This window comes from Streptomyces sp. NPDC046881, from assembly GCF_040645015.1.
Classification (GTDB): Bacteria; Actinomycetota; Actinomycetes; order Streptomycetales; family Streptomycetaceae; genus Streptomyces.
Genome location: NZ_JBEYXJ010000037.1, coordinates 46,673 through 70,422 on the forward strand (window position 1 = coordinate 46,673; position 23,750 = coordinate 70,422).

Consider the following 23,750-nt stretch of genomic DNA (forward strand, 5'->3'; position numbering starts at 1 on the left):
AGGATCCCCGCCTGACCATTCACAGCGAGGTACGGGGAGGGCCCACTTGAGGGAGAACAGACCGAAGAGCCGCCTGCTGGCACTCGGTTCCGCCGGAGCACTCGTCACCGCCACCCTGATCGCCGGCGTCGTGTCGGCGCCCACGGCCGGTGCCGCCGGGCGCACCGCGCCGGACCGGGAGGCCAAGGGCGCGGAGATCGCCGCCGCCCGCGCCGCCAAGGCGGGCGTCAAGTGGCACGACTGCCCGGCCGACTGGGGGCTGGAGAAGCCCATCCAGTGCGGCTGGGTCAGCGTGCCGCTCGACTACGCCCACCCCTACGGCAAGCAGATCAAGCTCGCCGTGGACCGCATCGGCAACACCGGCACCAAGAAGGAGCGCCAGGGCGCGCTCGTCTACAACCCCGGCGGTCCCGGCGGCTCCGGCCTGCGCTTCCCGCGCCGGGTCACCACCAAGAACGCCATCTGGGCGAACGCCGCCAAGGCCTACGACTTCGTCGGCTTCGACCCGCGCGGCGTCGGCCACTCGACGCCCATCTCCTGCGTCGACCCGCAGGAGTTCGTCAAGGCGCCCAAGATGGACCCGGTGCCGGACAGCCAGGCCGACAAGACCAAGCAGCGCAAGCTGGCCCGCGCCTACGCGGACGGCTGCGCCGAGCGCAGCGGCGCGATGCTGCCGCACATGACCACGCCGAACACCGCCCGCGACCTGGACGTCATCCGTGCCGCGCTGGGCGAGAAGAAGCTCAACTACCTCGGCGTGTCCTACGGCACCTACCTGGGCGCCGTCTACGGCACCCTCTTCCCGGGCCACCTGCGCCGCATGATCGTGGACAGCGTCGTCAACCCGTCGCGGGAGAAGATCTGGTACCAGGCCAACCTGGACCAGGACGTCGCCTTCGAGCGCCGCTGGAAGGACTGGCAGGACTGGGTCGCCGCCAACGACGCCGCCTTCCACCTCGGCACCACCCGCGGCGCCGTCCAGGCCAAGTGGCTGGAGCTGCGGGCCGCCGCGAAGAAGCACCCGATCGGGGGGGTCGTCGGCCCGGCCGAGCTGATCTCCTTCTTCCAGGGCGCGCCGTACTACGACTCCTCGTGGGTGCCGGTCGCCACCGTGTTCAGCAAGTACTTCGCCGGTGACACCCAGGCGCTGGTCGACGCCGCCGCCCCGGACCTGTCGGACACCGCGGGCAACATCGCCGCGGAGAACGGCAACGCCGTCTACACGGCCGTCGAGTGCGCCGACGCCAAGTGGCCCACCAGCTGGCAGAAGTGGGACCGGGACAACACCCGGCTCAACAAGGACTACCCGTTCCTCACCTGGGCCAACGCCTGGATGAACCTGCCGTGCGCCACCTGGTCGGCCAAGCAGCACACGCCGGTCGACGTCACGACCCACAAGGGCCTGCCGAAGGTCCTGATCGTGCAGTCCACGCGCGACGCCGCCACCCCGTACGACGGCGCCGTCGAACTGCACAAGCGCTTCAAGGGCTCCCGCCTGATCACCGAGAAGAACGCGGGCTCCCACGGCGTGACCGGCCTGGTCAACCCCTGCATCAACCAGCGCGTCGACGCCTACCTGCTCGACGGCACGCTGGACGGCAAGGACGTGACCTGCGCCCCGCACGCCACGCCCAAGCCGTAACCCCACCCGTACGGTGACGAGGGGCGGCCGGACTCTTCCGGCCGCCCCTCAGCCGTGCACCCGCCATGCGGTGCCCCAGGCGTCCACCGTCGCGGCGACGAAACCGGCAACTCGGCGCCCCCGTCGAGCAGTTCCCGCTGGGGCCGTGTCGCCGGCACGGTCCAGCCGGTCCGTCCGTACCCCCTCGTCCGATCACCACAGCCGTCTTCATACGGCGTTCCGCCCACGACGGAGGTCAGCCGAGCGGCGCCCGCGGGAACCTGCGCTCACGGGCCCCCTGTTCCGCCGCCTGCCGCTCCTTCACATCGGCCGCGTACTCGTCGACGTACTCCTGTCCGGACAGCGCAAGGATCGCGTAGACGATCTCGTCCGTGACCGCCCGCAGCACGGCCTTCTCGTGCTCCATGCCGGCGTAGCGGGAGAAGTCGAGGGGCTCGCCGAAGCGGATGGTCACCGGGCGGATCCGGGGGACCACCTTCCCGGGCGGCTGCGCCTCGAACGTGCCGATCATCGCGCAGGGCACCACCGGGACCCCCGCCTGGAGGGCCATCACGGCGACCCCCACCTTGCCCTTGTACAGCCTGCCGTCGTGCGAACGGGTGCCCTCCGGGTAGATGCCGAGCAGTTCACCCTTGCGCAGCACCCCGAGGCCCTCACGGATCGCGGCCTGCCCCGCCTCCTTGCCGGAGCGGTCCACCGGGATCTGCCCGGCGCTGCGGAAGAAGAAAGCGGTGAGCCGGCCCTTCACCCCGGGCCCGGTGAAGTACTCCGCCTTGGCGAGGAAGGTGATGCGACGCTTGAGCATCGCCGGCATCAGGAAGTGGTCGGAGAAGGACAGGTGGTTCCCGGCGATGATGGCCGGCCCCGACGCGGGCACGTGCTCCAGGCCTTCGATCCGCGGACGGAAGACCAGTCTGAGCAGCGGACCCAGGAACACGTACTTGAGCAGGTAGTAGAACACGGCTCGCTCCTCACTCGACCAGCTCCCCTTGGAACCGGTGTCTGCCCAGGCCGACCGAGGTGTCGCGGACACGGGCTGATGTGCGCCTGTCGTCATCTGTAACCAGGTACGGGCGGTCTCATGCTGACCCTTTGCCTAGTTGCCTGACGAACCGTTAGATGAGGTGCGTGGTCGAGGGTCGGGCAGGGGCCCGAGTCCGAGGTGGGTGCGGGTGCGGGGCGTGGTCAGGTGGACTGGGGGTGGCCGAAGAGGAGGTCGTAGCCTGCGGGGAGCTGGAGCAGGACCTGGCCGAGAAGGTCGTGGCCCGCAGCGTCGGCGACGGTGCTGAGGACGGCGCTGACGTCCCAGGCCGCGGTCTGCTCGGTGGCCCCCTCGATCCAGGCGGCCGTCGCCCGCACGAACCTCTCCGGCGGCAGCGGCTCGGCGCTCTGCAGGGGGTTCAGCAGAACCAAGGCGAATTCTTCGGGCAGGCGCGCCGCCAGCCGGGCGCGTACCTCGCCGACCAGGTGGGCACCCAGCAGGGCGAGGACCACGCGCGCCGCGCGTTCTGCTTCGTGCTCCGTCTCGTACTCGCCGCGCTCCTTCACATGGTCGAGGAAGGCTTCGCGTCGCAGGGTCACGTCGGCCACCGCCCTTCTTCAGCTTCCTTGCTCCGGTGGGCGGAGGGCGGGCGAGGGGGAGATCAAGGTGCCCGTCCTCCGCCGCTGGTCGGCCCCGGCCGCTCCTCGTGGGACCCGCCGTTGTGGTCCCCACGCCGGTGTGGCCGTACTCGGGTGCCTGGGTCCTGGTGTCAGCCGGCCAGATCGGCCTTGCCGAACAGGACGGCGTAGCCGGAGGGGAGCTGGCTGAGGATCTGGTTCAGCTCACCGCCGGAGACGGCGCCGGCCAGGGTGGTCAGAACCGCGCTGGCGTCCCACTCCGCGGTGCGCGGCCGGGCGCCGGTGCGCTCGGCGACCCTGCGGTGGAACTCCTCGATCCCGAAGCTCTCGGCCTGCGCCTGCTTGGCCGCGGCCAGTGCCTGTCCGAGCGGTCCGGGCAGCTGGGAGGCGAGGTCGTCGACCTCACCCGGGCTGATGCGCTGGGCCAGCACGCTCAGCACCGCGTCGGTGACCTTCGCGGCTTCGTCCTGGCTTCCGTATTCGCCGAGCTCGCGTACGCGCGCGAGGAACTCGTGGTGCTGCATCGTTCGTCACCTCCGCTTGCCAGCGATCTGAGGGCGTCGACTGCGATACGCCTTCTCCGGTACCCAGGTAGGGGCAAGCCTGTCAGGTCCGCGCGACAGGCAGGGGCGGCTTGTCCGCTCGGGCGGATGCACCCCGTACGCCGCACTCCCGCCCCGATGCACTCCCCGCGGGCGGGGCCGGCCCGGTGACCTCGACAGTGGCCGGGCGCAGCAGGTTCCCGCCCAGCCGGTAGCCGGGCCTGAGAAGCTGCGAGCACACCAGGCGTGTCTTACCGGCCGGGAATCCACCGGACCGGCCCCGCCCACAGCGGCGGGTCACGCCGGACGTCCCCGGCGTACCGCCGCGCGGGCCGAGCGCGCGGGGTAGGGGCCGCTCCTCGATCGGGCGCCGGCGGCGGGTGCTCGAGGCGCTGGTCGTAGGCCGCCCGCAGGACCGGATCACGCAGCGTCTCGTACGCCGTCCGCACCTCGCCGAACCGTGCGGCGGTGTCCGCGTCCACGCGGGTGTCGGGGCGCAGTTCCCGCACGCGGGCGCGGAAGGCCGAGGTGATCTTCTCGGCCGTCGCCGAGGGCTGCACCCCCAGCACCGCGTACAGGTCCGATTCCGGCTCCGGTGCCTGCACGTGCGGACACCTCCTTGCCCATGCTGATCTGCGGTTTCGCATTCTCTTGCCTACCTTTATGGGATAAAACTTGAGTCTTGCCTTGTCAAGCCTGGAGGAGTGGAATCAGAGATGCGGGGCCGTTGACCGTAGGCGGCTCGGGCGGGCATCGAGAAGCGGAGAGCGGGGTGCGGATGATGGCACTGTTTCTCGCGGCGCACTGGCACAACAGCTGGGCCGTGATCGGGATCAAAGGCGTCCTGGACGGGGCCACGGCCCGGGAACTGCGCGACTTCGCGGCTTCCGTCCACGCGCAGCACCGGCACCAGCATCTGATCCTGGACCTGTCCGAACTGACCCATGCCGACACCGACGGCCTCGATGCTCTGCTGGCCGTGCGGACGCTACTGACCCAGGACCAGGGAGAGCTACGCCTGGTATGCCCACAAGGGCGGACAGAGCGGCTGCTGCACAGCAGCGGCGCTGCTTCCGGCCTGCCCGTGTATCCCTCCCTCGACGCGGCCCTGTCGGCACCCCGGACCGTTCCCGCACACCGGATGGGAGGTGCAGTGCAGTGATCACCGAACTCGCAGTCGAACGTGTGGAGTTCACCTGCGGCTCGTGCTGGCACCGCTGGAGCGTCGACTACGACGTGCAGCGCTACCGAGACGCTCTCGACGCCGAGTGGGAGGTCTTCTACCGCGACAACACCGCCGTCCCCTCCCCGTACACGCCACAGGACGCCCCACCTTGCGAGTACTGCGGCCGCCGCTGGGTCGGACGCCTGGTGGCGCGCCGGCCCGTGCCGCTGCCTGGTGACGCCGAGGCGCCGCGCAGTCGTGTCCCGGTCGAGGGCGGCCATCGTCCCGAGCGGCACGCCGCGCCGATGCTGCACGCCGCCGGCCACCCGCAGCCGCAACCCGGCGCACGAGCGGCCCAGCCGTCCACGAAGCGCTCCGGGTGACCCCGACAGTGCGCGCCCGCCCTTGCCGACGGGCGCGCATACACTCACGTGTGAGCTGCGACATTGTCGCTCCGCGCGGTCGGCCTCCACGATGACTGGACCAGGCGAGGTCAAGAAAGGCAGCTCCTCATGAGTGATCATGTGCACGTGCGGCTCAGCCAGGGGCTGAGCGTGTCGGCCGAGGGAGAACTGGTCGAGCACTCCCGCTGCCGGTGCGGGGCCACCTTCACCAAGGTGTTCGACGCGGACGGCGGGAAGGCGGAGGGCCCGGCCCCGTCCTAGTGCTGCCGCATCGCGGGCAGGGCCCCGGACGGATGCCCGAGGCCCTGGAAGAGATGGAGTTGCTCCGGCGTCAGCCGCCCAGTTCCCTGCGGTCGCTGCCGCCGCTGATGGCGATCTTGCGGGGCTTGGCCTGCTCGGCGACCGGGATCTGCAGCTTCAGCACACCGGCCTCGTAGGAGGCTTCGATCTTGTCGGTGTCGAGGGTCTCGCCGAGGAACAGCTGCCGGCTGAACGTCCCCGCGGGCCGCTCGGTGACCACCGTCTCGGTGTTCTCGCCGTACGCCGGCTTGCGTTCGGCCTTCACCGTCAGGACGTTGCGCTCGACATCGAGATCGATCGACTCCGGGTTCACGCCCGGCAGGTCCAGCTCGACGACGAACGTCTCACCCTCACGCCAGGCGTCCAGCGGCATGCCCGCCGGGTGTGAGGTCGTGCCCCAGACCCGCTCGACGAGCCGGTCAAGCTCGCGGAAGGGATCCGTACGCATCAGCATCTGTCGTCCCTCCTTCAGGTCGTTCCCGCGTCCAGTTCGCTCTCCTTCTGATGTACCACTGCGCCGGAAAGTTGACAACTACCGGCTCAACTTTTTTCGCCGTTCTGGGCGATGATCTGCCGCAGCCAGGCTGCGTCGGCCTCCGGACTGCGGGTGGACACGGCCAGGCGGGTGTACGGGGCGTCGTGGCCGAAGGTCGTCACCGCGAGCACCGGTCCTCGGGCGCTCAGGGCGGCGAAGTCCCGGCCACGCCTGTGTTCCAGCTCGCCCACGCACCAGCGTCCCGGGCGGAAGCGGTAGCGGGGCCCGGGGTGCGGGCTGACCGCGCGCCACCAGTGCGGCTCCCCGCGGACCTCGTCCACGAACTCAAGCGGCAGGCGCACGCTGCGGCGTCGCGCCGCCAGTGCCCACCGCCACGGCAGACGCACCACCAGATCGCCGCCGTCGGCGTGGCAGCCGCGTCACGATGCTCACCTGCCTTCCGGTATCCATGGCACGAAAACCACCGCTGCCGCGCCGCGGGCCCCCAGCAGTCAGACAGTCTTCATCCTTTCCGTCACCAGCGGCCTCCCTTCCTGCCCTCTCGTGAGCAGATAAGAGATTGAGTCTTCTGCTGTCAACTTCATGCAGTGGGGGCTTGTCAGTGAATCTCCCGACCGGTTATACGAATAGGCGGGTACTCGATCGTCGGGCCGCAGGCCCCTGCGGCCTGCCTTCAGGGAGGGAGAAGTTGCGCATGCTTGCGCGTACGGACGTTCTGGGCGATCTTGACCGCCGGGTCACCCATCAGCTCGCGAACGGCGCCGCCTCGGCCGGCACCGTCATTCCGGCGGATGCCTGGCGCGACGACGAAGCGCTCTACCTGCAGTTCGATCTGCCCGGCATGGACCGCTCCAGCATCGAACTCACCACGGAGCACCACACGCTGACCCTGACCGCCGAGCGCCCCTCCCCGGTGCCGGCCGACGCCCGTCCCGTACTCACCGAGCGGCCCACCGGCCGGTTCACCCGCCGCCTGGCCCTGTCCGACGCCCTGGACACCGCTGCCGCCGAGGCCGCCTACGACAACGGCGTCCTCACCCTGCGCATCCCGCTGGCCGCACACGCCAAGCCCCGCAAGATCGCCATCTCCGGCGGCGCGCCCAAGCAGCTGACCGCCTGAGAGCTGGCTGCCCGCCTGTCCCATCGCATTCAAGGAGGCTGAACCCGTGGGCGCCTTGCTGTGGCTGCTGCGGACCGTGCTGAGCGCCGACGAGCGCTGCAAGGCGGCGTGAGCCAGGTGATCGCGGGACCGGGCGAGACGCGTCCGCACCGCGGGGCTCCGGTCGTGTGCTGAGCGGGGTTCAGGCGCAGCCCCGGTCCACGCGTTCGCCCGTGCGCACCGGCGTGGCGGGAGCGTTGAGGGCGGCGTCCGATGTGGGGAAGAGGGGGAGCAGGGCGTCGAGGCCGAGGATGCTCCACACGTGGTGGTAGTGGGACTGGAAAGCGGCGAGACGCAGGGTGCCGGCGCGGTCGTCGAGTATGCGCCACAGCGTGATGAACATGCTGACGCCCGACGAGTCGAGGTATTCGAGCCGGGACGCGTCCAGCACCAGAGTGGTGCAGCCCTGCCTGATCAAGTCCTCGCACTGGGCGCCGACGAGTGGGGCGGTGTCGTAGTCGATCTTCTCCGGCAGTCCTGCGACTGTCGTGTTCTCGCCCTGCATCCGGACGGTGAGCATGGGGTGAGGCGCTCCCATCGTGACCGTTGGTCCTGTCCCGCCCCTGGGGGCGCTGCCCTACGCCTACCCGGCGTCTCGCCTCTCACCGGGGTTCGGGTGGCGCCGGCAGACTACTCGGGCAGCACGGTGTGGAGGCGAATCGTGGTGCCCTCGTGCGGTGCGGACCTGATCTCCACGAGGTCGCAGAGCTGCTGGACCAGCCACAGACCGCGTCCGCCCGTCTGCCGGGGGCCCGGCTTCCTCCGTCCGGCCAGGGGGTCGTCGATGTAGCCGGCGTCACGGAACTCACACACGATCCGTCGGTCCTCGCTCCAGGTGCGCAGCACGCCGTGTCCGCCGCCGTGGCGGATGCTGTTGGTGGCCACCTCGGTGGCGGCCAGGTGCAGCTCCCGCAGGCGCCGGCCCGTCAGGCCGTGCTGTTCGGCGCAGGCGGCGATCTTCTCGCGCACGGCGGACAGCTCCCCCTTGGTGTAGGCGAACTCGTCGTACGGATCACAGGGGCCGGTGAGCGGCGTGAACGCGAAGGGCGCCCGCGGGTCGTACGCCTCGGACCGCACCGTCCGGCCGCTCTCGCGCATCTCGGGGTGGCAGCCGGCCATCTCTGCGAGCGCGGCCTTGCCCTGGGCGATGTCGTACGGGCACAGCAGCCACCAGGCCGGTCCCTGGGCGAAGGCCTTGTTGAGGAGCCACTCGTGGTAGCGCAGTTCCTGGGCCTCGGCCGGACTGCGGACCGTGTCCCAGGGCGATTCGCCGATCCCGCGGACGGGCCGCCCTTCCGACGCGTAATCCTGGAGCCATTCCTGCCAGGCGGCGATCAGCCTGCCCGGATGGTGCGCCACCCGGCTCGTGTCGACGTAGCGCACGGCCTCGTCCTCGCGGATCTCGGCGCGCAGCAGGGACGCCTTGTCCTGCGGTACGGCCACGACTACGGCCTCGTCGCCGTCGAGCGCGTCCTGGATGAAACGCACGGTGCCCTCGACGAACTCGTCGCTGCCGGAGTACGGGTACAGCTCGTGCCGGTATCCGGGGCCGGTCGTGGCGGAGGCGGGCACGGAGGGGGTCACGGCGCCATCACCACCGGGATGTCGGGAATCGCGAAGCCGGACAGCTCCCAGGAGAGCCGCACGGTGTCGTTGGCGCCTTCCAGGACGACCTTGCGATCCGGGAGGAGCTGGACGGTGTCGGCCAGGGCACTCATCCCGGACGCGTCGAAGAACTCCAGGGCATGGCAGAGCAGGCGCACCGTCGCCGTCCGCGCCAGGAGCGTGCTCAGGACGGCGCCGAAGGCGGCCGCGCCGTCGCTGTCGACGATCCCGTTCACCGCCCAGCTCTCCTTTCCCGCCCGGAACACCCGGAAGGCGGGAGGCACCGGACGACTGCCCAGCCAGTGGGGATGGAGGCACCTGATCCGCTGGAGAGCGGGAAGGTCCCAGTCGGGGCCGTGGTAGGCGCAGACCACCAGGGCTCCGGTGTCGGCGGCGAACTCCTCCAGGTCGAGTTCGCTGCGCAGCAGCTCTTCGATCCGCTCCGGGCAGCACCCCGGAGCGACATGGTGCAGAACACGCAGCGCACGGAAGCCCTGCCGGTCGGCGGTGGCCGCCTCACGGCGCACCGCGGCCAGAAGGGAACCCTCCAGCCCGGCGGGATCGAGCACGACCCGCGGGAACTCGCTCTCCGTCCGGGGCATCGGACCGACGATCACCACCTTGTCGCCGTGCAGCGCTCCGTCCGCGACGAAGGCCCGGCTGCGGTCGATGACGTCGTCCGCATGGCCCAACACCTGGCAGACGTGATCACCGGTGTCGACCTCGTCCAGGCTCGTCAGAGTGCGCGGCGCTCTCACTACCCCTCCCTCGCCTCCTCTCCCACTCTATCGGCGTACCGCGGACACCGGCCCCTGCGACTTCGCCGGCCTCACGCACCTCGTCCGGCCCGGCCTTGCGCGGACGGCGGACGTCCGCCCCGCCATGCGGCCAAGGCCCTCAGGACCGCGCTCCGCCCGCGGTCCGGGACCGTCCACAGCGTCTGTCCCCGCACCCCCCACCGTTCCAGCAGGGCGTTGGCCGCGAGGAAGCCGCTCGTCGCCGCCCGTTCCATGAGCGCCACGGGCAGGCCGGTGCGGACCAGGTCTCCGGCCACGACCAGGCGGGGGTGCGGGGTGCGGACGGTGGGACGGTCGCCGTAGCCGCCGACCGGGAAGAGGGGACAGTCCTCGTGCCACTCGTGGCGGGCGTCGAGGACCGTGGCCGTGCGGGTCTCCGGGTAGACGCGGTGCAGCTGGCCGAGGAGACGCTTGTGTTCCACCTCCCGCGCGGATCCGGGCGGGACGGCGTAGGCGTGCAGTTCGACCACGGAGCCCCCGGTGCGTGCGCTCCAACGGGCCGCCTCGTCCTCGTACCGTTCCAGCACGCTGATGTTGTCCAGGGTGCCGAAGCCGCTCGTCCCGAGGAAGCCGGGGCGGTCCGGCGCGACGGGCCGGTCCAGCCACAGCCGGCTCACCAGGAACGGCGGGGCGGTGCGCAACCGTCCGATCCGCTCGCGCCAGGCCGCGTCGCCCAGCCGGCCGCAGCGCTCGACCAGCGAGCGCAGGCCCGCGCTGTCCAGGGCGAGGACGACCCCGTCGTGGCGCCGCTCGTCCCGGTCGGAGGTGACCATGAGACCGCCGTCCGGGACGGGCGCGATGTGCTCGACGGACGTGCCGGTGCGCACCTCCGCGCGGTGCCGGGCCAGGTAGCCCGCGAGCGGGTCCCACAGGGCGGCGGGGAAGGGGGCGCGGGGCACGTCGAACAGCAGCCCTTCGGCGGAACCGAGGAAGTAGATGTGGAACATCAGCGCCATCTCGGCCGCCGACAGCTCCCGCGGGTCCGCGAAGAAGCTGCGGGAGAACACCTCGAAGGCCAGGTGCCGGGCGTTCTGGGGGAAGCGCACGGCGTCCAGGAAGGCGTGGGCGCTGGTGCCGTCCAGACGGTCGTACACCTCCGGCACGCGCACGTCGAGCAGCGGCAGGGCCGCCAGGGGGTCCATCGCGCGCAGGTCCGCGAGCCGGAAGGACGGGCTGAGCGCCACGAAGCCGAGAGCGCTGAGCGGCGGGGTGCGCGGGACGTGCCGGAAGCTGTCGTGCAGGCCGCCGGCGTGACGCAGCGGGTAGTCCGGGAGGGCGGCGAGCCGTTCCAGGCCGGGGTCGGTACGGCGCAGCAGTCCGCGCAGGTTGTAGTACTGGCGGAAGAAGGCGTGGAAGCCGCGGCTCATGGTCACCGTGGTGCCGTCGCGCAGTTCGGTCGGCCATCCGCCCACCCGTCCGCCGAGGTACGGCCGTTTCTCGTACACGGTGACGGCCACCCCGCGCTCGGCGAGCACGGTGGCGGCGGCGAGGCCGGCGATGCCCGCACCGACCACCGCCACCGACGGCGGGGTCCCCCGCACCCGGGGGGCGGCGGGCCGGGCGGGCAGGATCCGGGCACGGCGGTCGCGTCCCCGGCGCGCGCCGCTCCGGCGGGGGGGCCTCACGCGTCCTCCGTACGGTCGTGCGGCCGGCGGGCGACGAAGGTGTGGGTGATGCCCGTCTGCCAGCCCGGCAGCGGTACGGCGCGGACCTGGTCGAAGCCGGCCGCAGCGAGCCGCCGCGCGAACCGCCCGACCGTGTCGAACTCGACCACGCTGCGCCACAGGTGCCGGTACAGCGGTCCGTCCCCGAGCAGGGTCGCCACGGGCTGGACGACACCGCGGCACACCAGTGCCCAGACCACGCGGTCGGCGCGGCGCCCGCTGAGGGTGTACTCGTGCACGCCGAGCCGGCCGCCCGGCCGCAGCAGCCCGCGCACGGCGGCGAGCACGGCGTCGGGATCGGTGACGTTGCGGACGAGGTAGGCCGCGAACACCGCGTCGAAGGGGCCGCGCACCCCGGCCTCGGTGAGCCGTTCGGCGGGGGCGTGGACGAAGGTCACCCCGTCCGCCCACGGCTTGGCGGCGGCCCGCCGCAGCATGCCGGCCGAGGCGTCCACGGCCGTGATGTCGGCGGCGGGCAGGACGGACCGCAGGGCGGCGGTGGAGGCGCCGGTCCCGCAGCCGAGGTCGAGCAGCCGCAGCCCCTGCCCCTGTCCGGGCAGGCCGAGCCGGCGCACCGAACGGCGCAGGTGGGCGTGGTAGCCGGGGTTGGCGGCCACCAGCGTGTCGTAGGTGCGGGAGGCGTGGTCGAAGGCGGCGGCGAGGTGCTCGTCGCGCAGCAGCGTCATGCGGTCTCCGTCGGGGGGAGGTGCGGGGCGGCGGGAGGTGGCGGCGGATGCGGGGGCGCGGGCAGGTCGAAGGGGCGGCGGGGCAGGCGGGGCAGCTCCAGTGCGGAGCGCAGCATGGGCCCGACGGGCGTGCGCAGGCCGATGCCCAGGTCCTCGTGGGGGAGGGTGCTTCCGTCGAGGAAGCGCAGCAGCCGTGCCATGGGCACGCGGGCGAACAGGCGGCCGAACAGCTCCGGGCCGTCGACCCGGCCGCTGTCCAGGGCGCGCAGCAGGACGGCGTCCATGGCCCGCGAGCGCGCCCGGTGGGCGGCGGGCGGCACCGGGCGGCGCCCCCGGCGCAGGGCGTCGGCGACGGCCCTGGTCTGGCGCTGCAGTCCGGCGAAGGTGTAGCCGGTGGCGGGGCGGGTCGCTCCGCCGGCGGCACCGATGCGGAAGACCGAGGCTCCGGTCTGCCGCGGGACCGGCGCGTCGGTCATCGGGATGAGGCCGGTCTCCCTGGCCAGGACCTGCCGTTCGCCGAGCCGCAGCACCTCGTCGGCGTAGTGCCGTACGGCGGCCTCGTACTGGTCCGGGGCGAGCGTGCGCGGGGAGAACTCGGTGTACTCGACGAGCGCCTCGCACGGCCCGGTCGGCAGGACGTAGCCGAAGGACAGGCCGTGGGCGGGCTGCGGGGTACGGAAGTCCATCAGCTCCACCGCGGCCGGGTCGAAGGCGGGCCGCGCCGTGCGCACGAACCAGCCGTGGAAGTGCTGCAACAGGACGGTGCGGGCGGCCGGAACGCTGCCGAGGGGGCGGGAGTCGAGCACCCAGCGGGCCCTCAGCACCCGCCCCCGGCCGTCGGGGTCCCTCAGGTGGACGTGGGCCCCACCGGGCACGTCCTCGACCGCTTCGACGGTCGCTTCGAGACGCCGCACGTTGGGACTGCGGGCCAGGTCCGCGAGGACCGTGCGCTCGAAGTCGTCCGAGCGGATCATGCGGTACCGCAACGGGGTGATGTCCCCCTCGACCGGGGCGCCGGTGCGCGGGCGCACCCGCAGCCGCCGCCACTCGGCCCGCACCGCCGCGTCGAACCGTCCGGGTCCCGCCGTCCAGTAGCACCAGGTCCGCGGCGGCGGCCGCAGCGGGCCGGGCGGCGCGTCCACGAGGACCACGGACGGTGTCCGCAGACCGGGAACGCTCCCGGCGAGCCGGTGGGCCAGCGACAGCCCGGCCGCGCCCGCGCCCACGATGGCCACGTCCGCTTCCGGCACGGCGTCCTCCCTTCCTCGGTGCTCCTGAGATCCGGACCGTTCGCGCTTCCTCGGCGCTCCAGCGCTCCGGACCGTTCGCGGTGCGGGCCGGCGGGCCCGGTGTCCGCCGTCGGCTGCCCCGGCCTGGTCTTCCGGAGTCTTTACCCCGGCGGATGCAGGGCACCCCCTGACAGCGAGCGGACGGACGCCGGGCACAGCACGGTGGAAGGGGCGGATCCCCGGCGGTCCCCGCGATCGAGTGGAGCGTTGGCGCATCCGTCCGCGCCGCCCGGGCGGAAGCAGTCGGGTGACGGGAACGACGGACACGGACACACACGGACACGGACACGGACACGACGGAGGGAACCGGGATGCGTCCCACCCAGGCGAAGGACCACCCCGCGGCCGCGCCGCCGCGGCCGGTCGCGGCGGTGCCCGGTGCGTCGCTTCCGCGCCGGCCGGTGACCGGCGGCGGGGAGGGACACGACAGGACCGAGGCGTGCCCCGCGCCGAGCGGGCCGCTTCCGGACGGGTCCGCCGACGTGCGGCGGGTCGACGCCGACGTCCCCGGCGCCGTGGGCCGGGTGCTCGGCGAGGTGCTGGAGGAGCGCCTGCGCCGCGCACGGCTGGCGGATCCCCTGTTCGCGGAGGACGTGGCCGAACGGGTGGCGCGCTTCACCCTCCAGGGTGGCAAGCGCACGCGCGCGCAGCTGGTGTGGTGGGCCGCGCGGGCCTGCGCCGGCCGGGACCCCGCCCCCGCGGCGGCGGCCCTGCGGATCGCCGGAGCCCTGGAACTGCTCCAGACGTGCGCACTCGTCCAGGACGACGTGATGGACCGGGCCGTCCTGCGACGGGGCCGGCCCACACTGCACACGGACCTGACCGACGGGTACGCCGACCGGGTGGGACCCGAGCGGGCCCGGCGGTTCGGGCAGTCGGCCGCGGTTCTCGCCGGGGACCTGGCGCTGGCCTGGGCCGACGACCTGGTGGCGGAGACACCCCTGGCGGCATGGACGGGGGTGGTGGTGCGGCGGCTGTGGAGCGACATGCGCACGGAGATGGTGGCGGGCCAGTACCTCGATGTGCAGGGCGAGGTCACCGCGGCCTGGTCCCTGCCCCGCGTGCTGCGCGCCGCCCGCCTGAAGAGCGCCCTCTACTCGGTCGAGCGGCCCCTCGCCCTGGGAGCCGCCGTGGCGGGCGCGGACGATGCGACACTGCGCCGGCTGTGCGACGCCGGACGCTGCGTGGGCCTGGCCTTCCAGCTGCGCGACGACCTGGACGACGTCTTCGGCGACCCGCGGGAGACCGGCAAGGCGTGCGGCGGCGACATCCGGGCGGGCAAGCCGACCTATCTGGTCGCGGTCGCCCGCGCGCGGGCCGAGGCCGCCGGCGACGGCGCCGCGCTCGCCGTGCTGGACCGGCGGCTCGGTGACGCGGACCTCACCGAGCGCGCCCTGGACGAGGTGCGGGAGGTGCTGGTCACGACCGGCGCGCGCGCCACCGTGGAGACCAAGGTCGACCGGCTCGCCGCGCAGGGACTGCGGCACTTCGACGGCGCCGCGCTCGATCCCGAGGGCGCCGGGCCGCTGCGCGCCCTGCTGCTCGCGACGGCCGGGGCGCGGCGGGGCGGGGAGGCCGCCGTGCGGCTTCGGCCCGTACCGGATCCGTCCACCACGCGGGCCCGCGGCGGCGCGGGGAGCGGCCGGTGACCCGCACCCTGCCCGGTCCCACGGACCACGTGGTGGTGGTCGGCGCCGGACTCGCCGGACTGTCGGCGGCACTGCACCTGTTGGGTGCCGGGCGCCGAGTCACGGTCGTCGAGCGGGACGACCTCCCCGGCGGCCGGGCCGGACGCCTCGACCTGGCCGGGTACCGGATCGACACCGGGCCCACCGTGCTGACCATGCCCGACCTGGCCGACGAGGCGTTCGCCGCCGTCGGGGACAGCCTGTACGCGCGGGTCGAACTGATCCCCCTGCACCCGGCCTACCGGGCCTGCTTCGCGGACGGCAGCAGCCTCGACGTGCACACCGGCGCGGACGCGATGGCGGCGGAGGTGGAGCGGTTCGCCGGGCCGGCCGAGGCGGCGGGCTACCGGCGGCTGCGCGACTGGCTCCAGCGGCTGTACCGGGCCCAGATGCGCCGCTTCATCGACGCCAACTTCGACTCACCGCTCGGCCTGCTCAACGCCGATCTCGCCCGGCTGGCCGCCCTCGGCGGTTTCGGTCGCCTGGACGCGCGGATCGGCCGGTTCCTGGGCGACGAGCGGCTGCGCCGGGTGTTCTCCTTCCAGGCCCTGTACGCGGGTGTGCCACCGGCGCGGGCGCTGGCCGCCTACGCGGTCATCGCCTACATGGACACCGTCGCCGGCGTGTACTTTCCCCGGGGCGGCATGCACGCCTTGCCACGGGCGATGGCGGAGGCCGCCGCAGCGGCCGGCGCCGAGCTGCGGTTCGGGCAGCGGGTGACCCGCCTGGAGCGGTCGGGCCGGCGCGTGACGGCCGTCGTCACGGACGCCGGCCGCATCCCGTGCGACGCGGTCGTCCTCACCCCGGACCTGCCCGTCGCCTACCGGCTGCTCGGCCGCCGGCCGCGCAGGCCGCTCGGGCTGCGTCATTCCCCCTCCGCCGTCGTGCTGCACGCCGGCACGGACCGCACCTGGCCCCTGCTCGCGCACCACACGATCTCGTTCGGCGCGGCGTGGCGCTCGACGTTCGACGAGCTCACCCGCGCCGGACGGCTGATGAGCGACCCGTCCCTGCTCGTCACCCGCCCCACCGCCACCGACCCCGGCCTCGCGCCGCCGGGCCGCCACCTGCACTACATCCTCGCCCCCTGCCCCAACACCGACATCGGCCCGGACGCGGCGGCCTGGTCCGATCTCGGCCCGCGCTACCGGGACACGCTGCTACGGGAGCTGGAGCGACGCGGACTGGACGGCGTCGGAGCCGCCATCGAGGAGGAGTGCCTGATCACCCCGGCCGACTGGCACGCCCAGGGACACGCCGCCGGAACCCCCTTCTCGGCCGCCCACACCTTCGCGCAGACCGGGCCGTTCCGGCCGCGCAACCTGGTGCGCGGCACGGAGAACGCGGTCCTGGCCGGCTGCGGCACCACACCGGGCGTCGGGGTGCCGACCGTGCTGCTGTCGGGGAAGCTGGCCGCGGCCCGCGTCACGGGGCCGCCCGGGCGGGGAAGCGCCCGCCCGCGCCCCGCCGCGCTCCCCGGCCGGACCCGCGCCGCGGCTCCCCCCGCCTCCCCGGCCCCGGCCGCGCTCGCCACCGGGCCGGAGCCGGCGGCCGGACCACGAGCACACGCGACACCGCCCACCCGGGCGGCCACCGCACCGGAGCCGCCGACCCGCCCGCCGGACCCTCCGTCCGCCGCGAGGCGGTGGGAAGCGCCGGAGGATTTCCCGGCTGCCGCGCCGGAGTCGTCGGCTCGTCCGCTGGAGTCCCCGTCCGCCGCGAGGCGGTGTGAGGTGCCGGAGAGCCCCAGGGCGGCCGCCGCGCCGGAGTCGCCGGCTCGCCCGCCGGAGTCCCCGTCCGCCGCGAGGCGGCCCGAGGTGCCGGAGAGCCCCAGGGCGGCCGCCGCGGCGGAGTCGCCGGCTCGCCCGCCGGAGTCCCCGGCTGTCACCAGGCGGTCCGAGGCGCCGGAGAACTCCCCGGGTGCCACGAGGTGCCCCGAGGCGCCGGAGAGCCCCCCGGCCGACCCCCCGGCACCCGCGACCGAAGGCAGGGCAGGATGACCGTTCGAGAGCTGGACGCGGCGGGGATCACCGATCCGGCGCTGCGCGCGGCCTACCGCCACTGCCGCGACCTCAACGCCCGGCACGGCAGGACCTACTTCCTCGCCACGCGGCTGCTGCCCGTGGAGCGCCGGCCCGCCGTGCACGCGCTGTACGGCTTCGCCCGCTGGGCCGACGACATCGTCGACTCCCTGGCCCCCGACTCCGGAGCGGAGGTGCGGGCGCGGGCGCTGACCCGGCTCCAGGAGGAGATGGAGGCGGGGCTGCGGCGGGGCAGGGGCGCGGAGCCCGTGGTGCACGCCCTCGCCGACACCGTCCGCCGCTACGCCATCGACCACGCCCACTTCCGGGACTTCATGACCGCGATGCGCTCCGACCTGACCGTGACGGCCTATCCCACCTACGCCGACCTGAGCGCGTACACGCACGGCTCGGCCGCGGTGATCGGGCTTCAGATGCTGCCGGTGCTGGGCACGGTGGTGCCGCGGGAGGAGGCCGAGCCGTACGCCGCGGCCCTCGGCGTCGCCTTCCAGCTGAGCAACTTCCTGAGGGACGTCGGCGAGGACCTGGACCGCGGGCGCGTCTACCTGCCCGCCGACCTGCTCGACGGTCACGGTGTCGACCGGGACCTGCTGCTCTGGAGCCGCGCGACGGGCCGCCCGGACCCCCGGATCACCGCAGCGCTCAGGGAGTTCGAGGCACTGACCCGTGGCGTGTACCGGGAGGCGGTGCCCGGTGTCGACCTGCTCGAACCGGTGGCGCGGCCCTGCATCCGCACCGCGACCGTCCTGTACGGCGGCATCCTCGACGCCGTCGCCCGGGACGGCTGGACCGTGCTGCACCGGCGGTCGGTGGTGCGGCGCCGGCGCAGAGCGGTGGTCGCCGCCGACGGGCTGGTCCGGGTGGCGGCGGCCCGGCTGCGTGCGCGGACCGGGCCCGGACGCCGGCCGCCCCACCGCGCCGGTGCCCTGCCCGCAGCCGGGCTCTCGCCGGCGGTGACCGCCCGCGCGGCCGAGGAGGTCGCGTGAACCGCCGCCGTCTGCCGCTGTCACTGCGCCGCCATGCCGTGCCCTGGGAGGGCCAGCGGCCCACCTGGCCCGAGGCGCGGCCCGGGCTGATCGCCGCGGCGTTGAAGCGGGCGCAGGCCCGCCCGTCCGGCAACTGGTACGTCGTCGGCGCCTCCCGTGCCCTGCGGCGGGACGGCAAGCTGGCGCGGACCGTGGCGGGGGAGGAGGTCGTGGTCTGGCGAGGGCCCGGCGGCCGCCTCGTCGGCGGACCGGGGATCTGCCCTCACCTGGGGGCGCCGTTGCGGGACAGCCCGGTGCGCTGCGGCACGCTGGTGTGCCACTGGCACGGACTGGCCCTGGACGGCGGCCCGCACGCGGGCTGGTCGCCGCTGCCGGTGCACGACGACGGGGTCCTGGTGTGGGCGCGGCTGGACGCGGTGGGCGGCGAGGAGCCGCTGGCCGCACCGGTCGTACCGCCGCGGCCCGAGCCCGCGCGCGCCGTGACGGCCGTCTACACCGGAGTGGGTGTCTGCGAGCCCGAGGACGTGGTGGCCAACCGGCTCGATCCGTGGCACGGGGCGTGGTTCCACCCGTACTCGTTCGTCGACCTGACGGTGGTGGACGCACCGGGCCCGGACGGCGCGGTGGACGGCCGCCCGGACGCCCTGACCGTCGACGTGTCGTTCAAGGTGGCGGGCCGGCTGGTCGTGCCGGTCCGCGCCGTCTTCAGCGCGCCCGAACCCCGGACGGTCGTCATGCACATCACCGAGGGCGAGGGTGTGGGCTCCGTCGTGGAGACCCATGCGACACCGCTCGGCGCGGACCGGGCGGGCCGACCGCGCACCGCCGTCGTGGAGGCGGTGGTGGCGGCCTCGCACCGTCCCGGCTTCGCCGCCGCCCGCCGGGCCGCCCCGCTGCTGCGTCCCCTGATGCGCGCCGCGGCCGGGCGGCTGTGGCGGGACGACCTGAGCTACGCCGAGCGGCGCTGGCAGCTACGGTCCACGGGCCGCTTCCCCGGGTGAACGGCGAACGGGGGCCCCGGGTCCGCCCTCGCACCGGGCGGTCACCGGTCCCCGGCCGCAGCCGCGGGGGCGCCCTCACCCGAACGGGGGAGTGGCGGCGGTACACCGCATCCGTCACCGGCCGCCGGGGCGAATCCCTTCCGGAGTGACCCCACCGGAAGCGGAAGTGATCCCCATGCACACCTCGGTCGTCGTGTTCACCTGCGATCTGCGCCTGTCGGACCATCCTCCGCTGCGCGCGGCTCTGCACGGAGGAGGCCCGGTGGTACCGCTGTTCGTGCGTGACCCCGCCGTGGACGGAGCGGGTTTCGCCGCGCCGAACCGGCTCGCGTTCCTCGCCGACTGCCTCCGGGACCTGGACGCCCGGCTGCGGGAGCGGGGCGGCCGGCTGGTGCTGCGCGAGGGCGACACGGTCACGGAGGTGTGCCGGGTGGCCACCGAGGCGGACGCCGACGAGGTGCACATGGCGGGCGACGTCAGCGTCTTCGCGCACGCGCGTGAACGGCGGCTGCGGCGGGCGCTGGAGGCCGACGGGCGGCGCCTGTACGTCCACGAGACGGTGAGCACCGCCGTGGCACCGGGCGCGGTGACGCCGGCCTCCTCCGACCACTTCGCGGTGTTCACCCCGTACTACCGGTGCTGGTCCGCGCAGGGCCTGCGGGACGTGCTGGACGCGCCGCGTGCGATCACCGTGCCGGAGGAGGTGGGCTCCGCCCCGCTGCCGGAGCGAGGTGACGTGAGCGGCGTGTCGCCGGGGCTGTGCGCGGGCGGCGAGACGGAGGGGCGGCGCAGGCTCACCGCGTGGCTGCGTTCCGGCGTGGCCGCCTACGACGAACGGCACGACGACCTGGCCGGCGACGCCACCTCCCGCCTCTCGCCCCACCTGCACTTCGGAACGTTGTCACCGGTCGAGGTGGTGCACCGGGCCCACAGGGCCGGCGGCGCGGGCGCGGAGGCGTTCGTACGGCAGGTCGCCTGGCGCGACTTCAACCGTCAGGTGCTCGCCGCCCGCCCCGACGCCGCCGCACACGACTACCGCACCCAACGCGACCGGTGGCGCCGCGGGAAGGACGCGGAGGCGGACACCGAGGCGTGGCGGGAGGGCCGTACCGGCTACCCGGTGGTGGACGCGGCGATGCGGCAGCTGCGGCACGAGGGCTGGATGCACAACCGGGGCCGGCTGCTGGCGGCGAGCTTCCTCAGCAAGACGCTGTACGTCGACTGGCGGGTGGGCGCCCGGCACTTCCTGGACCTGCTGGTCGACGGCGACGTGGCGAACAACCAGATGAACTGGCAGTGGATGGCGGGCACGGGCACCGACACCCGGCCCTACCGCGTGCTCAACCCCGTCACCCAGGGCAAGCGGTACGACCCGGACGGGGCCTACGTGCGGCGGTGGGTGGAGGAACTGGCGGACGTGGGGGGTGCGGCCGTGCACGAGCCGTGGAAGCTTCCGGCACCGGTGCGCTCCGGGACCGGTTACCCCGAGCCGGTGGTGTCCCTGGCGGAGGGCCTGGACCGCTTCAAGCGGGCCCGGGGACGCGTCTGACGCCCCTGGGGGCATCGGGTTGTCGGCGGTGGTGCCCCGGCGGCTCACCCCGCGGTGTACAGCGCGCGCAACGCCTCCACCGCCTGCGCCAGTCCGGCCGGCCTGAGCACGCCGGCGGGCTGGGACCGGCTCCAGCCGGGGCCGCCCAGCAGCACCGCCGGACCGCGCCGCGTCCCCTTCATGCCCCAGCGCAGGCCGGCGACGTGCCGGGCCAGGGCCGGGGCCGCGCGTGCGCTCTCCTGGGCCCACAGCACGACCGCGACCGGGCCGAGCCGGCGCACCGCCGCGTCCAGCGCCTCGACGGGCAACGCGGCTCCCAGCATGCGCACCGGCATCCCCTCCCGGCCGAGCGCCGCGTGCAGGGCCTCCAGGGGCAGGGTGTGCTGTTCGCCGGGGACACAGGCCAGCAGGACGCAACCGGGCCCCGGGGCGGCGACGGGTGCGGCGGGCGGCGTGCTGCGGCGCAGCACGGTGGAAACGTGCCAGGCGAGCAGGTGCTCCACCTCCACGTACTGGTCGTCGGAGGAGGCCCAGCGGCGTCCCACGGCGTGCAGGGTGGGCACCATCACCTCCTGCCAGGCGACCATGAGGCCGTAGCGCTCGACGGCGGCGGAGAGCTGCTTCTCCAGCGCGGGTGCGTCCAGTCGTACGGCGGCGCGCGCGAGGCCGCGGCACTCCAGACGCACGTCACCGAGGGGCAGTGCGCCGGCGGCCCGCGACCGCCCCTCGGGTGCCGGGCGCGTCGCAGCGGTGGCGGCTCCCGCCGCGGCGGGCGGGCCCGCAGGGGCCGTGCGGGCGGCGCGGGCCGCGTCCGCCGGCGGAATGCCGGTCGCCGTCAGCCGGCACATCTCCTCGACCGTCGCCACGTCCGCCGCGGTCCAGCGACGGTGCCCGCCCCCGGTGCGTGCGGTCGGCCCGATGCCGTAGCGGCGGTCCCACGAGCGCAGGGTCATCGGCGACACGCCGAGGCGGCGGGCCAGCACACCGGTGGTCAGCCCGGCGGCGCCCGGTACGGCGGGCGGCCCCTGGTCCGGCTGCGCGGCAGAGTCGGTGGCGGTCACGTGGTCCTCTTCCGTCGAGTGTGCTCACTCCGTGGCCTCGGCGTCCAGGCACCGGCCCAGGCGCAGCAGGCCGCGCCGGGTGTGGCTCTTGACCGTACCCAGCGGCCAGCCGGTGACGTGGGCGATCTGCGTCTGCGTCAGGTCACCGTAGAAGGCCAGGCACAGGACCCGCCGCTGGGCCTCGGGAAGGCGGCGCAGTTCCCGGGTCACGTCCACCCGGTCCAGGACCGCGTCCTGCGCGTACGACGTCTCCGGCGAGGGGGGCGACTCGCGCGCCGCCGCCGCGGCGACGTCCGTGCGCCGGGTGCGGGCGGACAGAGCGTCGGCGATCTTGCGCCGGGTGATGCCCACCAGCCAGGCGGGCAGCGGCCCACGGCCCGGGTGGTAGCCGTGGCGTCCGCGCCAGGCCGCGAGGAACACCGTCTGGGTGACGTCCTCGGCCTCCGCGCCGTCGCCCAGGGACTGCCGCGCCAGCGACAGGACGAGTGGGGCCCAGCGGCGGTAGACCGCCTCCATGCCGTCCTCGTCCCCGGCCGCGAAACGCGAGGCCAGTTCGTCCTCCTGAGGCGCCATGGGCACGGGCTCGGCTTCGATCACGGCAAGTGCGGTCATGGCCTGCTCCCTCGTCCGGGGTGGCTCCCCGTCTGATGGCCACGGTCCGTCCGGCATCCCTGCGGCGGCAACTCGCATCGAGTCTGCATCGACTCAGTCGGGGGTGGGACCGCCCGGGGCCGGCCCACCACACGACCCGGGGGGCCGTTCCCGCTCCGGGACGGTGTGCCCTGCGCGGCGGCTGATCCCGGTCCCCGTACGATGTCCCCGATGACCGGCACCCGAGCGCACGCCCCGCGACCGCCCCTGCGGCGGCGCCGCGCGCTGCTCGTGCTGGCCCTGCTGGCCGGGCTGCTCGGCATGCACGCCCTGGCGCCCGGCGGGGGCATGGCACACGCCGGACACGCCCGGGTCGCGCACGGATCGGTCGCCGTCACCGCGCCGGACGACTGCCCGGGCGGTGCCGGTCACTGCGGTGGCCACCAGCTGCACCACGCCGACCCCAGCTGTGCCTCGGGCGCGCCGGACGGCGGCCCGCAGCTGCCCGCGCCGGCCCCAGCCCCGGCGGCCGTCGCCGCGCCGGCCCCCTGCCCGCGCTCCGCCCCGGCCACGGCACCGGACGGCGCCCGGGCACCGCCCGATCTGGCCGAACTCCAACTCCTGCGGATCTAGAGGCCGCACCGGCCGCCCGCCCTGCCGTAGCGCAGGTGCCGCGGTCGTGCTCACGCGTGCCCTAAATCCCTTCAGAACAGCAGGAGTTCCCAATGACCACCCGTTCCCTGACCCGCCGCACCCTGGCCCGCCGCGCCGCGCTCGCCACGGCCGCCGTGACCGGCGCCCTCGTCCTCGCCGCCTGCGGCAGCGGCGACGGCGACAGCGGCAGTGGCGCCCACGGCGGCCACGGCACCTCCGCCACCCCGAGCGCGTCGGCCACCGCCCACAACGCGCAGGACGTCGTCTTCGCGCAGGGCATGATCCCGCACCACCGGCAGGCCCTGGAGATGGCGAAGCTGGCCGCCGGCCGGGCCGCCTCGGCCCGGGTGAAGGACCTCGCCTCGCGCATCGAGAAGGCGCAGGACCCGGAGATCCGCACCATGACCGGCTGGCTGACGTCCTGGGGCGAGGACGTCCCCATGGCCGGCATGGACCACTCCGGCCACGCCGGGATGCCGGGCATGTCCGGGATGATGAGCGAGGCCGACATGACGGCCCTGGAGAAGGCCGGCGGCAAGGACTTCGACACCCGGTTCCTGACCCTGATGGTCGAGCACCACCAGGGCGCCGTCGCGATGGCCCGCACCGAGCAGGAGAAGGGCCGCTTTGGCGCCGCCAAGGCCATGGCGGACGACATCGTCACCGCGCAGAACGCCGAGATCAAGGAGATGAAGCAGCTCCTCGGCAGCCGGTGACGGCACGGCGGGGGGGGGGGGGGGGGGGCCCCCCCCCCCCCCCCCCCCCCCCCCCCCCCCCCCCCACGGGACACCCGCGCCCCGGGGGGGGCG

At 74.3% G+C, this 23,750-nt stretch carries 25 protein-coding genes and 1 pseudogene; 12 read left to right on the forward strand and 14 right to left on the reverse strand.

The genetic code is table 11. From position 1 onward, the window contains the following. The first annotated feature begins 46 nt into the window (after positions 1-46). Positions 47-1,642: an alpha/beta hydrolase gene (locus tag ABZ923_RS19700; protein ID WP_361473153.1), complete on the forward strand. Its 1,596-nt coding sequence runs from the start codon at positions 47-49 to the stop codon at positions 1,640-1,642. A 235-nt stretch (positions 1,643-1,877) separates the two neighbouring features. On the opposite strand, the gene ABZ923_RS19705 is transcribed toward ABZ923_RS19700, so the two are convergent. The 4 genes from ABZ923_RS19705 to ABZ923_RS19720 form a co-directional block, all read right to left on the reverse strand. Further along, positions 1,878-2,603, reverse strand: a complete 726-nt coding sequence (locus tag ABZ923_RS19705) for a lysophospholipid acyltransferase family protein (protein WP_361473156.1) — start codon at positions 2,601-2,603, stop codon at positions 1,878-1,880. A gap of 224 nt (positions 2,604-2,827) precedes the next feature. Next, a complete protein-coding gene (locus ABZ923_RS19710; protein WP_361473225.1) occupies positions 2,828-3,223 on the reverse strand; it encodes a DUF2267 domain-containing protein in 396 nt (131 codons plus the stop codon). 170 nt (positions 3,224-3,393) lie between these two features. Next, positions 3,394-3,786 carry a DUF2267 domain-containing protein gene (locus ABZ923_RS19715; protein WP_361473159.1) on the reverse strand — a complete coding sequence of 131 codons (393 nt, stop codon included), beginning with the start codon at positions 3,784-3,786 and terminating at the stop codon, positions 3,394-3,396. A 269-nt stretch (positions 3,787-4,055) separates the two neighbouring features. Beyond that, complete coding sequence (locus ABZ923_RS19720; RefSeq protein ID WP_361473161.1) at positions 4,056-4,409, reverse strand: J domain-containing protein; 354 nt, start codon at positions 4,407-4,409, stop codon at positions 4,056-4,058. 176 nt (positions 4,410-4,585) lie between these two features. On the opposite strand from ABZ923_RS19720, the gene ABZ923_RS19725 reads away from it, so the two are divergent. From ABZ923_RS19725 to ABZ923_RS19735, 3 genes are all read left to right on the forward strand, one after another. Next, on the forward strand, positions 4,586-4,966 hold the full coding sequence (locus ABZ923_RS19725) for an STAS domain-containing protein (protein WP_361473164.1): 381 nt from the start codon (positions 4,586-4,588) through the stop codon (positions 4,964-4,966). Next, entirely contained in the window at positions 4,963-5,352 is a 390-nt protein-coding gene (locus ABZ923_RS19730; RefSeq protein WP_361473167.1) for a hypothetical protein, read from the forward strand. Before ABZ923_RS19725 ends, ABZ923_RS19730 begins: the two co-directional genes overlap by 4 nt. A 129-nt stretch (positions 5,353-5,481) precedes the next feature. Next, positions 5,482-5,634 carry a hypothetical protein gene (locus ABZ923_RS19735; RefSeq protein ID WP_361473170.1) on the forward strand — a complete coding sequence of 51 codons (153 nt, stop codon included), beginning with the start codon at positions 5,482-5,484 and terminating at the stop codon, positions 5,632-5,634. A 70-nt stretch (positions 5,635-5,704) separates the two neighbouring features. Here the strand turns inward: ABZ923_RS19735 and ABZ923_RS19740 are convergent, their stop codons facing one another. Both ABZ923_RS19740 and ABZ923_RS19745 read right to left on the reverse strand, forming a co-directional pair. Next, positions 5,705-6,127, reverse strand: a complete 423-nt coding sequence (locus ABZ923_RS19740) for an Hsp20/alpha crystallin family protein (RefSeq protein ID WP_361473173.1) — start codon at positions 6,125-6,127, stop codon at positions 5,705-5,707. Between the two features lie 86 nt (positions 6,128-6,213). Beyond that, the gene (locus ABZ923_RS19745; protein WP_361473176.1) at positions 6,214-6,510 is read right to left on the reverse strand and encodes a hypothetical protein; all 297 of its coding nucleotides are present in this window, start codon (positions 6,508-6,510) and stop codon (positions 6,214-6,216) included. Positions 6,511-6,863: 353 nt separating this feature from the next. On the opposite strand from ABZ923_RS19745, the gene ABZ923_RS19750 reads away from it, so the two are divergent. Continuing rightward, positions 6,864-7,289, forward strand: coding sequence for an Hsp20/alpha crystallin family protein (locus ABZ923_RS19750; RefSeq protein WP_361473179.1), 426 nt, complete (start codon positions 6,864-6,866; stop codon positions 7,287-7,289). Between the two features lie 181 nt (positions 7,290-7,470). On the opposite strand, the gene ABZ923_RS19755 is transcribed toward ABZ923_RS19750, so the two are convergent. The 6 genes from ABZ923_RS19755 to ABZ923_RS19780 all read right to left on the reverse strand — a co-directional run bounded on the left by ABZ923_RS19755 (position 7,471) and on the right by ABZ923_RS19780 (position 13,330). After that, positions 7,471-7,848 carry an STAS domain-containing protein gene (locus ABZ923_RS19755; protein ID WP_361473181.1) on the reverse strand — a complete coding sequence of 126 codons (378 nt, stop codon included), beginning with the start codon at positions 7,846-7,848 and terminating at the stop codon, positions 7,471-7,473. A gap of 110 nt (positions 7,849-7,958) precedes the next feature. Continuing rightward, complete coding sequence (locus tag ABZ923_RS19760) at positions 7,959-8,912, reverse strand: sensor histidine kinase (protein WP_361473183.1); 954 nt, start codon at positions 8,910-8,912, stop codon at positions 7,959-7,961. Continuing rightward, positions 8,909-9,691 (reverse strand): MEDS domain-containing protein, encoded by a 783-nt coding sequence (locus ABZ923_RS19765; protein WP_361473186.1) that lies wholly within the window; start codon positions 9,689-9,691, stop codon positions 8,909-8,911. The genes ABZ923_RS19760 and ABZ923_RS19765 overlap by 4 nt, the downstream gene beginning before the upstream one ends. A gap of 71 nt (positions 9,692-9,762) precedes the next feature. Beyond that, positions 9,763-11,355 (reverse strand): NAD(P)/FAD-dependent oxidoreductase, encoded by a 1,593-nt coding sequence (locus tag ABZ923_RS19770; protein WP_361473189.1) that lies wholly within the window; start codon positions 11,353-11,355, stop codon positions 9,763-9,765. After that, positions 11,352-12,080: a class I SAM-dependent methyltransferase gene (locus tag ABZ923_RS19775; RefSeq protein ID WP_361473191.1), complete on the reverse strand. Its 729-nt coding sequence runs from the start codon at positions 12,078-12,080 to the stop codon at positions 11,352-11,354. The genes ABZ923_RS19770 and ABZ923_RS19775 overlap by 4 nt, the downstream gene beginning before the upstream one ends. Continuing rightward, positions 12,077-13,330: a lycopene cyclase family protein gene (locus ABZ923_RS19780; RefSeq protein ID WP_361473194.1), complete on the reverse strand. Its 1,254-nt coding sequence runs from the start codon at positions 13,328-13,330 to the stop codon at positions 12,077-12,079. The genes ABZ923_RS19775 and ABZ923_RS19780 overlap by 4 nt, the downstream gene beginning before the upstream one ends. Positions 13,331-13,680: 350 nt before the next feature. Between ABZ923_RS19780 and ABZ923_RS19785 the strand changes: the two genes are divergently transcribed. From ABZ923_RS19785 to ABZ923_RS19805, 5 genes and pseudogenes are all read left to right on the forward strand, one after another. After that, on the forward strand, positions 13,681-15,018 hold the full coding sequence (locus ABZ923_RS19785) for a polyprenyl synthetase family protein (protein WP_361473196.1): 1,338 nt from the start codon (positions 13,681-13,683) through the stop codon (positions 15,016-15,018). Then, positions 15,015-16,490 (forward strand): annotated as a pseudogene (locus ABZ923_RS19790) (phytoene desaturase); the annotation flags it as partial. The gene ABZ923_RS19785 and the pseudogene ABZ923_RS19790, both read left to right, overlap by 4 nt. A gap of 563 nt (positions 16,491-17,053) precedes the next feature. Continuing rightward, a complete protein-coding gene (locus ABZ923_RS19795) occupies positions 17,054-18,085 on the forward strand; it encodes a phytoene/squalene synthase family protein (protein ID WP_361473199.1) in 1,032 nt (343 codons plus the stop codon). After that, positions 18,082-19,086, forward strand: coding sequence for a DUF5914 domain-containing protein (locus ABZ923_RS19800; protein ID WP_361473202.1), 1,005 nt, complete (start codon positions 18,082-18,084; stop codon positions 19,084-19,086). Before ABZ923_RS19795 ends, ABZ923_RS19800 begins: the two co-directional genes overlap by 4 nt. Positions 19,087-19,261: 175 nt before the next feature. Beyond that, positions 19,262-20,635 (forward strand): deoxyribodipyrimidine photo-lyase, encoded by a 1,374-nt coding sequence (locus ABZ923_RS19805; protein ID WP_361473205.1) that lies wholly within the window; start codon positions 19,262-19,264, stop codon positions 20,633-20,635. Positions 20,636-20,679: 44 nt separating this feature from the next. Here ABZ923_RS19805 and ABZ923_RS19810 read toward each other — a convergent pair whose 3' ends face one another. Next, the gene (locus ABZ923_RS19810; RefSeq protein WP_361473228.1) at positions 20,680-21,630 is read right to left on the reverse strand and encodes a MerR family transcriptional regulator; all 951 of its coding nucleotides are present in this window, start codon (positions 21,628-21,630) and stop codon (positions 20,680-20,682) included. A 90-nt stretch (positions 21,631-21,720) separates the two neighbouring features. Next, the gene (locus ABZ923_RS19815; protein WP_361473208.1) at positions 21,721-22,308 is read right to left on the reverse strand and encodes a sigma-70 family RNA polymerase sigma factor; all 588 of its coding nucleotides are present in this window, start codon (positions 22,306-22,308) and stop codon (positions 21,721-21,723) included. A gap of 210 nt (positions 22,309-22,518) precedes the next feature. On the opposite strand from ABZ923_RS19815, the gene ABZ923_RS19820 reads away from it, so the two are divergent. Both ABZ923_RS19820 and ABZ923_RS19825 read left to right on the forward strand, forming a co-directional pair. Beyond that, a complete protein-coding gene (locus ABZ923_RS19820; protein WP_361473211.1) occupies positions 22,519-22,920 on the forward strand; it encodes a DUF6153 family protein in 402 nt (133 codons plus the stop codon). A gap of 92 nt (positions 22,921-23,012) precedes the next feature. Further along, entirely contained in the window at positions 23,013-23,657 is a 645-nt protein-coding gene (locus tag ABZ923_RS19825; RefSeq protein WP_361473214.1) for a DUF305 domain-containing protein, read from the forward strand. Positions 23,658-23,750: the final 93 nt, after the last annotated feature.

Excerpts from the sequence above, each read along its gene's own strand:
- ABZ923_RS19715 (WP_361473159.1), bottom strand. The coding sequence starts at position 3,786 with ATGCAGCACCACGAGTTCCTCGCGCGCGTACGCGAGCTCGGCGAATAC.
- ABZ923_RS19725 (WP_361473164.1), top strand. The coding sequence starts at position 4,586 with ATGGCACTGTTTCTCGCGGCGCACTGGCACAACAGCTGGGCCGTGATC.
- ABZ923_RS19735 (WP_361473170.1), top strand. The coding sequence starts at position 5,482 with ATGAGTGATCATGTGCACGTGCGGCTCAGCCAGGGGCTGAGCGTGTCG.
- ABZ923_RS19740 (WP_361473173.1), bottom strand. The coding sequence starts at position 6,127 with ATGCTGATGCGTACGGATCCCTTCCGCGAGCTTGACCGGCTCGTCGAG.
- ABZ923_RS19750 (WP_361473179.1), top strand. The coding sequence starts at position 6,864 with ATGCTTGCGCGTACGGACGTTCTGGGCGATCTTGACCGCCGGGTCACC.
- ABZ923_RS19755 (WP_361473181.1), bottom strand. The coding sequence starts at position 7,848 with ATGCTCACCGTCCGGATGCAGGGCGAGAACACGACAGTCGCAGGACTG.
- ABZ923_RS19775 (WP_361473191.1), bottom strand. The coding sequence starts at position 12,080 with ATGACGCTGCTGCGCGACGAGCACCTCGCCGCCGCCTTCGACCACGCC.
- ABZ923_RS19785 (WP_361473196.1), top strand. The coding sequence starts at position 13,681 with ATGCGTCCCACCCAGGCGAAGGACCACCCCGCGGCCGCGCCGCCGCGG.
- ABZ923_RS19795 (WP_361473199.1), top strand. The coding sequence starts at position 17,054 with ATGACCGTTCGAGAGCTGGACGCGGCGGGGATCACCGATCCGGCGCTG.
- ABZ923_RS19805 (WP_361473205.1), top strand. The coding sequence starts at position 19,262 with ATGCACACCTCGGTCGTCGTGTTCACCTGCGATCTGCGCCTGTCGGAC.
- ABZ923_RS19815 (WP_361473208.1), bottom strand. The coding sequence starts at position 22,308 with ATGACCGCACTTGCCGTGATCGAAGCCGAGCCCGTGCCCATGGCGCCT.
- ABZ923_RS19820 (WP_361473211.1), top strand. The coding sequence starts at position 22,519 with ATGACCGGCACCCGAGCGCACGCCCCGCGACCGCCCCTGCGGCGGCGC.
- ABZ923_RS19825 (WP_361473214.1), top strand. The coding sequence starts at position 23,013 with ATGACCACCCGTTCCCTGACCCGCCGCACCCTGGCCCGCCGCGCCGCG.